Annotated in this window: 12 protein-coding genes; 11 read left to right on the plus strand and 1 reads right to left on the minus strand. The window is 38.1% G+C overall.

What is annotated here, in order from left to right; all coding sequences use genetic code 11:
- Positions 1-272: 272 nt before the first annotated feature.
- Positions 273-1,391 (plus strand): serine hydrolase, encoded by a 1,119-nt coding sequence (locus SSAL8618_RS04165; RefSeq protein ID WP_257001921.1) that lies wholly within the window; start codon positions 273-275, stop codon positions 1,389-1,391.
- Positions 1,392-1,422: 31 nt separating this feature from the next.
- Here the strand turns inward: SSAL8618_RS04165 and SSAL8618_RS10345 are convergent, their stop codons facing one another.
- Positions 1,423-2,079, minus strand: coding sequence for a prepilin peptidase (locus SSAL8618_RS10345; RefSeq protein ID WP_072903634.1), 657 nt, complete (start codon positions 2,077-2,079; stop codon positions 1,423-1,425).
- A gap of 109 nt (positions 2,080-2,188) precedes the next feature.
- On the opposite strand from SSAL8618_RS10345, the gene SSAL8618_RS04170 reads away from it, so the two are divergent.
- The 10 genes from SSAL8618_RS04170 (at position 2,189) to ftsA (ending at position 11,998) form a co-directional block, all read left to right on the plus strand.
- The gene (locus tag SSAL8618_RS04170) at positions 2,189-2,710 is read left to right on the plus strand and encodes a Dps family protein (RefSeq protein WP_014634248.1); all 522 of its coding nucleotides are present in this window, start codon (positions 2,189-2,191) and stop codon (positions 2,708-2,710) included.
- An 87-nt stretch (positions 2,711-2,797) separates the two neighbouring features.
- Positions 2,798-3,235: a Fur family transcriptional regulator gene (locus tag SSAL8618_RS04175; RefSeq protein ID WP_002884117.1), complete on the plus strand. Its 438-nt coding sequence runs from the start codon at positions 2,798-2,800 to the stop codon at positions 3,233-3,235.
- Between the two features lie 102 nt (positions 3,236-3,337).
- Positions 3,338-3,544 (plus strand): YqgQ family protein, encoded by a 207-nt coding sequence (locus tag SSAL8618_RS04180; protein WP_014634249.1) that lies wholly within the window; start codon positions 3,338-3,340, stop codon positions 3,542-3,544.
- Positions 3,537-4,505 carry an ROK family glucokinase gene (locus SSAL8618_RS04185; RefSeq protein ID WP_002884020.1) on the plus strand — a complete coding sequence of 323 codons (969 nt, stop codon included), beginning with the start codon at positions 3,537-3,539 and terminating at the stop codon, positions 4,503-4,505. The genes SSAL8618_RS04180 and SSAL8618_RS04185 overlap by 8 nt, the downstream gene beginning before the upstream one ends.
- A 144-nt stretch (positions 4,506-4,649) precedes the next feature.
- Positions 4,650-6,500: a translational GTPase TypA gene (gene typA / locus SSAL8618_RS04190; RefSeq protein ID WP_038675728.1), complete on the plus strand. Its 1,851-nt coding sequence runs from the start codon at positions 4,650-4,652 to the stop codon at positions 6,498-6,500.
- 19 nt (positions 6,501-6,519) lie between these two features.
- Positions 6,520-6,789, plus strand: coding sequence for a DUF3165 family protein (locus SSAL8618_RS04195; protein ID WP_002884134.1), 270 nt, complete (start codon positions 6,520-6,522; stop codon positions 6,787-6,789).
- 127 nt (positions 6,790-6,916) lie between these two features.
- Complete coding sequence (murD, locus tag SSAL8618_RS04200; protein ID WP_038675729.1) at positions 6,917-8,269, plus strand: UDP-N-acetylmuramoyl-L-alanine--D-glutamate ligase; 1,353 nt, start codon at positions 6,917-6,919, stop codon at positions 8,267-8,269.
- A 3-nt stretch (positions 8,270-8,272) separates the two neighbouring features.
- Positions 8,273-9,343 (plus strand): UDP-N-acetylglucosamine--N-acetylmuramyl-(pentapeptide) pyrophosphoryl-undecaprenol N-acetylglucosamine transferase, encoded by a 1,071-nt coding sequence (locus tag SSAL8618_RS04205; protein WP_038675730.1) that lies wholly within the window; start codon positions 8,273-8,275, stop codon positions 9,341-9,343.
- 9 nt (positions 9,344-9,352) lie between these two features.
- On the plus strand, positions 9,353-10,495 hold the full coding sequence (locus SSAL8618_RS04210; RefSeq protein ID WP_038675731.1) for a cell division protein FtsQ/DivIB: 1,143 nt from the start codon (positions 9,353-9,355) through the stop codon (positions 10,493-10,495).
- A gap of 126 nt (positions 10,496-10,621) precedes the next feature.
- Positions 10,622-11,998 (plus strand): cell division protein FtsA, encoded by a 1,377-nt coding sequence (gene ftsA, locus SSAL8618_RS04215; RefSeq protein ID WP_002884067.1) that lies wholly within the window; start codon positions 10,622-10,624, stop codon positions 11,996-11,998.
- Positions 11,999-12,012 lie beyond the last annotated feature (14 nt).

Here is a 12,012-nt window from a genome sequence, read left to right on the forward strand (position 1 = left end):
TGTTATGAAAAAAAAAGAAAAAACATTCAAGCAAAAAGTATAGTGGAAGCCGCCGAAAAACTAAAGATAAAAAGAAAGATTCGGTAAAACAAGACCTTCAAAAAGACACTAAAGATACTAAAAAAGATGTCAAAAAAGGCGCTAAGAAAGACAACAAAAAAGCATCGAAAAAAGATGCTAAAAAGACTTCTAAAAAATCAGTAGAGAAGAAATCTGCTGAGGAATCAGTAGTACCAGTTGAGCACAAGGAAAATGAAGCAAAAACTGAAACCTTGGCACTTAGAAGTAAGCGCTCTAAGAAATCTAAAGCTAAATCAAAATCATCTCGTGATGATAAAAAAGCTTATATTATCTTAGCCTTCCTAGGTGTTTTGGTAATTCTTTTGTTTGTTGCCATGCTTGCTTTAGCAGGACGTGGTAAACAAGCTGGTCACACTGGTGGCCTTGGAAATATCTTCGGATCTAGTTCTAAAGTCACTAAAAAAGAAGACAAAGAAAAAGAGGAAAAGGTAACTCCAACTAATAAATCAGCCGAAGCTAAACAAGCAGTCATGGAAGCAGATGCAGATACTATGTATGGTAATGGTTTGTATTATGATTATGCTAACATGACATTGAACCAAGTAGTTGAAGCATTTATGGCTGACCAAGGTATTGAGTCTAGCCAAATTGCCTTTTCATATAAAAATACCAAGACAAATGAGCAATTCTCAATGAATGATACTCAGCCAATGACTGCAGGGTCAACTTATAAATTGCCACTAAACATGCTTGTCATGGATGAGGTTAACAAGGGTAAACTTTCTTTAACTGAACGTTTTGATATTACTAATACTGAGTATGAATACCAAGGTGAACATGATAATTATGTTGCTGCTTTCGGTGGTTCAATGACTATTCCAGAGATGCAAGAATATTCTCTTGTATACTCTGAGAATACTCCTGCCTACGCTTTGGCGGAACGCCTTGGTGGTATGGAAAAATTCTATGGCATGCTCGATAAATACGGTAAATCAAAAGGTGAAGTGAAGACTATCCAAATGCATGGTAATAAGACAACAACAGATTATTACATTCAAGTTTTGGATTATCTCTGGAAACATCAAGATAATTACAAGGATATTCTCCACTACATTGGTGAGTCATTCCCGAATGAGTATTACAAGACTTACCTTCCAGGTTTAACGATTTATCAAAAACCAGGTTACGTTCGTGAAGCACTTAACGTTGATGCTATCGTTATGGAAGACACACCTTATATGGTTGCAATCTATACACGTTACCTTGGTGGATCAACTGAAAATTCAGATGAAATCAGCGGTTGGGGTCTCCAACAATTAGGAATGCTCTCTTATGTCATTAATGAGTGGCACCGTGTCAATATGAACTAATAAAGAAAAGCCGAATTTATCGGCTTTTTTTCTATATAATTGAATAAAAAGTAAGAAGTAATATCCCTAGAAAAAGAAATGGGACAAATGGAATGCATTCCTTAAGATTTCTTCGTAGAAGGAAGTAAGCTAGTCCTAATAGGCAGGCAATTTCGATAATTAGTAGTATTTTTGAAAATGGGAAAATAAGTGAGGCACTTGCTAAGTAGAGAAAATCTCCTTCCCCAATATTTAGATGTTTCATATAAGAAAGGATAGCGAGGATTATACCTAAGGCAAATGTAATGTAGTAGTTGCCCATGAATAAGAGTGGGACTGTTCCAACTATCCAAATCAGAAGCGGATAGGATTTATGTTTCAAATCAAAAATCGACAGACAAAGGCTGAAGTAAAGAAAGTAGGTCACTTCAAGACTTAAAAAGTCATAGAAATATAGCAGGGATATTACTCCACAAAATAGTTCCATAAAGAGGTAACGAAAAGGGATAGGAGTCTGACATGAACGGCATCGAGATCTTAAGAAAAGTTGTGAGAGGATAGGGATCATCTCGAAAAAACGCAGCTGATGCTTGCAATGGCTACAGTGACTTCTAGGGAAAATAATCGACCTCTCAGGAAAACGATCACAAATTAGTCCGATGAATGAACCAAAAGAGGCTCCTAGAAAAAAATAAATAATACTTAACATACCTAATTATTCGAAAAAGAGTGAGAAAAAGCATTTTACTTGCATCTTATTTAGAAATATTCTAAAATAAAAGTATAAATAATAGTAATTCTAAATAAGGAGTATTAATATGGTAGATTCAATTAAAGAAACAATCAATGAAACAGTTAACCAACAAGCTGAAACACCTTCATATACAAAAACTAAAGCAGTTTTGAATCAAGCAGTCGCTGATTTGTCTGTAGCAGCTTCAATTGTTCACCAAGTTCATTGGTATATGCGTGGTCCTGGTTTCCTCTATCTTCATCCAAAAATGGATGAATTGATGGATAGTTTGAATGCTCACCTTGATGTTGTTAGTGAACGTTTGATTACTATTGGTGGGGAACCATACTCAACTTTGGTAGAATTTTCATCTAATTCAGGCTTGACTGAAACTACTGGTACATTTGATAAACCAATGTCTGATCAAATCCAATTATTGGTTGATACATACAAATATTTGTCAGTCTTGTTCCAAGTTGGTTTGGATATCACAGATGAAGAAGGAGATGCTCCTTCAAATGATATCTTCACTGCAGCTAAATCTGAAATTGATAAGACAATCTGGATGTTGACTGCAGAACTTGGACAAGCTCCAGGCTTGAGATAAGCATTTTTGAGTTAAGATGATTGTCAAGAGTTCCTCTAAAAGTGTATAATAGACATAAAATACTTTTAGACGAAGGGAGGCGGCGATATGTCTGAGCATCGACGTAGTCTAGGCGTTTATGAAGATGTCCTGAATCAGTTAAAAGCTAAAGGAATTCGGTTGACGGAATCTCGTAAAGCTGTTATTCGCTATTTGATGATGTCTGATCAACACCCTAGTGCAGATGTGATATATTATGACCTACTCCCTGACAATCCTGGGATGAGTTTGGCGACGGTCTATAACAACCTGAAGGTGTTGGTTGAAGAAGGGATTGTCTCTGAAATCAAGGTTAATAATGATAATACAACCTATTATGATTTTATGGGACATGACCACTTAAACATTGTTTGTGAAAAATGTGGTCACATTACTGACTTAGACTTACCGATTCCGTCTTTCAAGGAAGAGGTAGAATCACAAACTGGATTTCGCATTACTCGTGAACAGATGATTTTACATGGGATTTGCCCGAATTGTCAATAACCTGAGTCTAAATGACTTAGGTCTTTTTTGAAGTATACAATAATCTGTAAAGGTTTTCAAAACTATCTTGTCATGGCAGAAGCTTTTTGCTAAAATATTGCTATGAAAACTTTATATGACGTTCAACAGTTGTTGAAACAGTTTGGCATAGTAGTTTACCTGGGAAAAAGGCTCTATGATATCGAAATGATGAAGATTGAATTAGAAGCCCTCTACCAGAATGGTTTGGTGGACAAGGACAGCTACCTTACTGCTGAAATGATTTTACGACGTGAACATCGCATTGAAATGGAGAAAGAAAATGAGTAAAAAACTCTTGGGAATTGACCTTGGTGGAACAACTGTTAAATTTGGTATTTTGACTTCAGAAGGTGAAGTGCAAGAAAAATGGGCGATTGAAACAAATACGCTTGAAAATGGTCGTCACATCGTCCCTAACATCGTGGAGTCTTTGAAACACCGTTTGGAAATGTACGGACTTACTGCAGAAGATTTCATTGGAATTGGTATGGGTTCTCCAGGAGCTGTTGATCGTGAAAATAAAACGGTTACTGGTGCCTTCAACTTGAACTGGGCAGAAACTCAAGAAGTTGGATCTGTCATCGAAAAAGAACTCGGTATTCCATTTGCCATTGATAATGATGCTAACGTTGCTGCCCTCGGTGAACGTTGGGTTGGTGCTGGTGCTAACAATCCTGATGTTGTCTTTGTGACATTAGGAACAGGAGTTGGTGGTGGCGTTATCGCTGATGGTAACTTGATTCATGGTGTTGGCGGTGCTGGTGGTGAAATTGGCCACATTATCGTTGAGCCTGAAACAGGATTTGAATGTACTTGCGGAAACAAAGGATGCTTGGAAACTGTAGCTTCTGCAACAGGTGTCGTACGTTTGGCACGTCATTTAGCAGAAGGCTATGAAGGTAACTCTTCTATTAAAGCTGCTGTAGATAATGGTGAGCAAGTAACAAGTAAAGATATTTTCGTTGCCGCTGCCGAAGGCGACAAGTTTGCTAATAGCATCGTTGACAAAGTCTCTGAATACCTAGGACTTGCAACAGCAAATATCTCAAATATTCTTAACCCAGATTCAGTTGTAATCGGTGGTGGTGTTTCAGCAGCTGGTGAATTCTTGCGTAGCCGTGTTGAAGGATACTTTACACGTTATGCATTCCCACAAGTTCGCCGTACAACAAAAGTGAAATTAGCAGAGCTTGGAAATGATGCTGGTATCATTGGAGCTGCTAGCCTTGCACTTACAATTGATAACTAATGAATGACAGAAGGTGTGTCTGACCAATTATAGGTGGACAGCACCTTTTTCTTGTTGAAAAACGTTTACAATCAGCTGAGCTCTGCCATTTTGTTGAAAATGTGGTATACTTTAAAAGTTGAAATAAAAATTAAAGAGGAAAAAATGACTAAACTTAGAGAAGATATCCGTAACGTAGCCATCATTGCCCACGTTGACCACGGTAAAACAACACTTGTTGATGAATTGTTGAAACAATCACACACTCTTGACGAGCGTAAAGAGCTTGATGAGCGTGCAATGGACTCAAACGATCTTGAAAAAGAACGTGGAATTACAATCCTTGCCAAAAATACAGCCGTTGCTTATAACGGTACGCGTATCAACATCATGGATACACCAGGTCACGCGGACTTCGGTGGAGAAGTTGAACGTATCATGAAAATGGTTGATGGGGTTGTCCTTGTTGTCGATGCCTACGAAGGTACAATGCCTCAAACACGTTTTGTGTTGAAAAAAGCACTCGAGCAAAACTTGACACCTATTGTTGTTGTTAACAAGATTGATAAACCATCAGCTCGTCCTGAAGAAGTTGTTGATGAAGTTCTTGAACTTTTCATCGAGCTTGGTGCCGATGATGATCAGTTGGAATTCCCAGTTGTGTATGCTTCAGCGATTAACGGAACATCATCATTGTCAGATAACCCTGCTGAACAAGAGCACACTATGGCTCCAATCTTTGACACTATTATTGACCACATCCCAGCTCCTGTAGATAACTCAGATGAGCCTCTTCAATTCCAAGTGTCACTTCTTGACTACAATGATTTCGTTGGACGTATCGGTATTGGACGTATCTTCCGTGGAACTGTAAAAGTTGGTGACCAAGTTACCCTTTCAAAACTTGATGGAACAACAAAGAACTTCCGTGTTACTAAACTTTTCGGTTTCTTTGGTTTGGAACGTCGTGAAATTGAAGAAGCAAAAGCTGGTGATTTGATTGCCATCTCAGGTATGGAAGACATCTTCGTTGGTGAAACAATCACACCAACTGATGCTGTTGAACCATTGCCAGTTCTTCGTATTGACGAACCAACACTTCAAATGACTTTCTTGGCTAATAACTCACCATTTGCAGGTCGTGAAGGTAAACACGTGACATCACGTAAGGTTGAAGAACGTCTTTTGGCAGAGTTGCAAACAGATGTTTCTCTTCGTGTTGATCCAACTGATTCTCCAGATAAATGGACTGTCTCAGGTCGTGGTGAATTGCACTTGTCTATCCTTATCGAAACAATGCGTCGTGAAGGATACGAACTTCAAGTGTCTCGTCCAGAAGTTATCATCAAAGAAATTGATGGCGTGAAATGTGAGCCATTTGAACGTGTTCAAATTGATACTCCAGAAGAGTACCAAGGTTCTATTATCCAAGCCCTTTCAGAACGTAAAGGTGACATGCTTGATATGCAAATGGTTGGTAACGGTCAAACACGTCTTATCTTCCTTGTACCAGCTCGTGGACTTATCGGATTCTCTACTGAATTCTTGTCTATGACACGTGGTTACGGTATCATGAACCACACCTTCGACCAATACTTGCCAGTTGTTGCTGGTGAAATTGGTGGCCGTCACCGTGGTGCCCTTGTTTCTATCGATACAGGTAAAGCGACAACTTACTCAATCATGCGTATCGAAGAACGTGGTACAATCTTTGTTAACCCAGGTACTGAAGTTTATGAAGGTATGATTGTTGGTGAAAATGCTCGTGAAAATGACCTTGGTGTCAATATCACTACAGCAAAACAAATGACAAACGTGCGTTCAGCAACTAAGGACCAAACGGCTGTTATCAAGACTCCACGTATCTTGACTCTTGAAGAATCACTTGAATTCTTGGATGACGATGAGTACATGGAAGTAACGCCTGAATCTATCCGCTTGCGTAAACAAATTTTGAATAAAGCAGAGCGTGATAAAGCCAATAAACGTAAGAAAAAAGCAGCAGAAGCTGAATAATATATAGAGAGGAGAAGAGATGTTTTATCTGATTGTTGCTATATTGATTGCATCATTCTATTTCTTTATTGCACCAAAGTCGGTAAAAAACACCATGAATCTTCTCTTTGTCATGGCTACCTTAGCATTGCTCCTACTTTTAGCAGTGCTATCAATCATTAAATTCTTCAGTTTACCTGGTGAGTTCTTTGTTACGGTGGGAATGCTTGTATTGAGCTATTTCACCTTGAAAGATTTTTTCGCTATGTCAGAGCTTAATCATGAAAAAGCTGAACATGAAGATAAATAAGTAGCATGAGATTAAAAGTCAATCGAATAGATTGGCTTTTTCTTTTGCCAAGAAGAGGTAACTCCTTGAAATAGCTTGGGATAAAGGGTAAAATGATTATGATACAATTTGAGAGAATGGACGAATTATGAAATCAGTAACACAATTTGAAAATAAAAAAGTTTTGGTCCTTGGTTTGGCTAAATCTGGTGAAGCAGCTGCCCGCCTATTGGCTAAGTTGGGTGCTATTGTCACAGTAAATGATGGGAAACCATTTGAGGAAAATCCATCAGCACAGACGCTTCTTGAAGAAGGGATTAAGGTTGTCTGTGGCGGACATCCTCTTGAACTATTGGATGAAAATTTTGAATTAATGGTGAAAAATCCTGGAATTCGTTATGACAATCCAATGGTAGCTCGTGCACTTGAAAAAGGCATTCCTGTTTGGACTGAAGTGGAATTAGCTTACCTAGTATCTGAAGCACCTATTATCGGTATTACAGGCTCAAATGGTAAGACAACAACGACAACTATGATTGCTGATGTCCTAAACCATGGTGGCAAATCGGGTGTCTTGTCTGGAAATATCGGTTTCCCTGCGTCAGAAGTTGCACAGTCAGTTACTGCTCAAGATACCTTAGTTATGGAATTGTCTTCGTTCCAATTGATGGGGATTGACAGCTTCCATCCACATATTGCTGTGATTACTAACTTGATGCCGACACATATTGACTATCATGGTAGTTTTGAAGAATATGTGGCTGCTAAATGGAATATTCAAAATCAGATGACTGCGGATGATTTTGTTGTTTTGAACTTCAATCAAGATTTAGCTAAGGAATTGGCTACACAAACTAAAGCACAAGTAGTTCCATTCTCAACAGTGGAAAAAGTAGATGGTGCCTATCTTGAAAATGGTGGTCTCTACTTCAAAGGTGAATTGGTGATGCAAGCCGATGAGATTGGCGTTCCTGGTAGTCACAATGTTGAAAATGCCTTGGCAACTATAGCTGTAGCAAAATTGTCAGGTATTTCAAACCAAGCTATCAAGGAAACTCTCGCAAGCTTTGGTGGGGTTAAGCACCGTCTCCAATTCGTTGACACTATCGATGAAGTGAAATTCTATAATGATAGTAAGTCAACAAACATTTTAGCGACACAAAAAGCACTTTCTGGTTTTGATAATAGCAAAGTCATTTTGATTGCCGGTGGTTTGGACCGTGGTAATGAATTTGATGAACTCATTCCTGACATTACTGGTCTTAAGAAAATGGTGATTTTAGGAGAATCAGCTCCCCGTGTCAAACATGCTGCTGATAAAGCGGGCGTGACTTATCTTGATGCCAAAGATGTGGCAGATGCGACACGTATTGCTTTTGATCAAGCAAGTGCAGGAGATGTTGTCTTGTTGAGCCCTGCAAACGCAAGTTGGGATATGTACAAGAATTTCGAAGTGCGTGGTGACGAATTTATCACAACTGTTGAGCAATTGAAGGGATAGTCTATGGCAAAAGCGAAAAAGATTGTTTTTACCGGTGGTGGAACCGTTGGACATGTGACTTTAAATCTTATCTTAATTCCAAAATTTCTCAAAGATGGATGGGAAGTGCACTATATCGGTGACAAGCACGGGATTGAACATGAGCAGATTGATAAATCTGGCTTAGATGTGACTTTCCATAGTATTGCTACAGGTAAACTACGTCGTTATTTCTCATGGCAAAATATGTTGGATGTCTTTAAAGTTGGTTGGGGGATTCTACAGTCTATTGCAATTATTGCCAAGATTCGCCCCCAAGCACTCTTTTCAAAGGGTGGATTTGTCTCAGTGCCACCGGTAATTGCTTCTAAATTATTAGGAGTTCCTGTATATGTGCATGAGTCTGACCTTTCTATGGGCTTGGCCAATAAAATTGCCTATAAATTTGCGACTACTATGTTTACGACTTTTGAACAATCAAAAGGATTGGCAAAGACAAAACATGTAGGCGCTATTACAAAGGTAGGAATGGCGACATCTAATCAGTCTGGTGCCCTTGATAAGATTAAAGAACAGTTTGATGACAACTTAAAAACTGTCCTTTTCATTGGTGGTTCAGCTGGTGCAAAGGTATTTAATGATTTTATTAGTAATACTCCACAGCTGACTGAAAAATATAATGTCATTAATATTTCTGGGGACTCTTCATTGAATACCTTAGAACGTCATCTTTATAGAGTTGATTATGTGACAGATTTGTACCAACCTCTTATGGATACGGCAGATTTAGTTGTAACTCGTGGTGGCTCAAATACGATTTTCGAATTGTTGGCTATGAAAAAACTTCATTTAATTATTCCTTTAGGGAAAGAAGCTAGCCGAGGAGACCAACTTGAAAATGCTGCCTATTTTGAACGAAAAGGCTACGCACGTCAATTACAGGAAACAGAATTAAGTTGGGAAACCTTGAATCATGAGCTTGAACAACTTGTTGAACATGCAGAGACTTACAAAGAAGTGATGGCTAAATCTGATGAAATCACTTCTCCTGATGATTTTTATAACCTATTAGTGACTAGTATTTCAAAAAAATAAAGGAATTTCATGGCAAAAAAGGATCAAGAATCACAAGAAAAACAAGTTCTTACAGAGTGGCAGAAGAGAAATCTCGAATTTTTGAGAAAAAAAGAAACCGAAGATTCTGAAGAATTTGCGAATGGAAAGGTCGTTCATTCACAAGAAGCGACTTCAAATGAGAGCCAGCCACCAGTGAAAAAGAAGGTTAAAAAGAAAAAAAAGACCAAAAGGAAGAAACGAAAAAAAGGTAATACAACTAGTAATATTCCAATTGCACAACAAAATCTTGCAGGACTAGTTGTTTTTATCGCTGCACTCCTAATCGTATTTTCACTTTTCTTTATTTCACCTTGGTCAAAACAAAAGGTTCTCACTGTATCAGGAACAAAAAATGCTTTACCAGAAGATGTGAAAGTTGCAAGTGGTATTCTTGATACAGACTATATCACTCATGTCTTTTTCAACCAAGGAAAGGTTGCATCAACTGTTGAAAAAACTAATGTTTGGGTTAAAAAGGCTACAGTTACATATAGTTTTCCAAATCAATTTAATATTGCAGTAAAAGAATACCCAATCGTGGCTTATCGTCAAACTACAAATGGTTATGTTTCTATTCTTCAAAGTGGTAAGACAGGAGGAACAGTTTCAACTAGTAATCTACCTGATAAATTCATCACCTTAAAGATGGATGACGAGAAGAAAATCGAAGAGTTAGTAAAAGAATTAAATAAACTTGATACAAAAATCAAGAATAATATTCAAATTATTAATCTTACGCCTACTAAAGCAACTTCAGATTTACTAACGATTGAGCTGTATGATGGCAATTCCATTCGTGTTCCACTTTCTCAATTAACAGTTAAGCTTCCTTACTACGAGAAAATTAAGAGTCAACTTTCAGATGGAAGTATTGTAGATATGGAAGTTGGACTTTATACAACGACTCCTGAAGTTGAATCATCAAAAACTGATGGGGATAAAAAGAAAGATAAAGATAAGACTGATAAAAAAGAAGAAAATGCAACTTCTGAAGAAGGTCAAGATACTACAACATCAACGGAACAGCATTCTGAAGAAGAAACTATTTCTGAAAATTCAGGTATTCAAACAGAAGAAAATCCACCAGTTGGTCAGGAAACAACTCATCGGACTTCCCCTGCTCAAGGCTAATATTGAATAATAAAAAACGTAAAATGCTGACATTTTACGTTTTTTTATGGTACAATAGTATCCGAATAATTCTGTTTTTATACAGTTTACAAAGATATTGAATGGAAAGATTGAGAGGTCGAGTGAATGGCTAGAGATGGCTTTTTTACAGGATTAGATATAGGAACTAGCTCGATTAAGGTTCTTGTTGCTGAGTTTATTGATGGATCAATGAATGTCATCGGAGTAAGTAATGTTAAGAGTTCTGGTGTGAAAGATGGCATTATTGTTGACATTGACGCTGCAGCGAAATCAATCAAAACAGCTATTGAACAAGCAGAAGAAAAAGCTGGGATTGTTATTGAGCAAGTGAACGTTGGGCTTCCAGCTAATCTTCTTCAAATTGAGCCTACACAAGGTATGATTCCTGTAACAAGTGAATCAAAAGAAATCAAAGATGAAGATGTTGAAAGTGTTGTTCGCTCAGCCTTGACAAAGAGCATTACACCTGAGCGTGAGGTTATCTCACTAGTTCCTGAAGAGTTTATTGTTGATGGCTTCCAAGGAATTCGTGATCCTCGTGGAATGATGGGGATTCGTCTTGAAATGAGAGGTCTCATATACACAGGTCCAACAACAATTCTTCACAACCTTCGTAAGACAGTTGAACGTGCTGGTATTCAAGTAGAGAATATTATCATCTCTCCTCTTGCAATGACACGTGCTGTTCTAAATGAAGGTGAACGTGAGTTTGGTGCTACTGTTATTGATATGGGTGGCGGTCAAACAACTGTTGCAAGCATGCGTGCTCAAGAACTTCAATTTACCAATATTTATTCTGAAGGTGGCGAGTACATCACTAAGGATATTTCAAAAGTTTTGAAGACTTCAATGCAGATTGCTGAAGCACTTAAGTTCAATTTTGGTAATGCAGATATTGAAGAAGCAAGCGAAACAGAAACTGTCCAAGTAGAAGTTGTAGGTGAGAATTCACCAGTTGAGATTACAGAAAAATACCTTGCTGAGATTATCTCAGCTCGTGTGAAGCATATCCTTGATAGAGTTAAACAAGACTTGACTCGAGGACGTCTACTTGATTTGCCTGGTGGCATTGTCCTTGTAGGTGGAACAGCTATCATGCCAGGTGTGGTTGAAGTTGCTCAAGAAATTTTTGAGACAAATGTTAAACTTTACGTGCCAAATCAAGTTGGTATCCGTAATCCAATGTTTGCAAATGTGATTAGTCTTGTTGAGTATGTTGGTCTTCTTACAGAAGTTGATATCATTGCACAACAGGCTGTGTCTGGTGAAGAGTATCTTCGTCGTAAACCAATCGACAATGAGGCTCCTGCCTTGAGTTTTGATAGAACTCCTGCTCCAGCACCTCGAGTGGCTCCTCAGCCAAGTCCTGTTCCAGTTGAGAACACCATTGAGGTACCTCTGCCAGTTGAAGAAGAAAATCATGAACAAAAACAAAAACTTGGTGATCGTGTTCGTGGTATTTTCGGCAGTATGTTTGATTAATTGAATCTAGTAAA

Origin of the sequence: Streptococcus salivarius (assembly GCF_000785515.1) — a bacterium.
Classification (GTDB): domain Bacteria; phylum Bacillota; class Bacilli; order Lactobacillales; family Streptococcaceae; genus Streptococcus; species Streptococcus salivarius.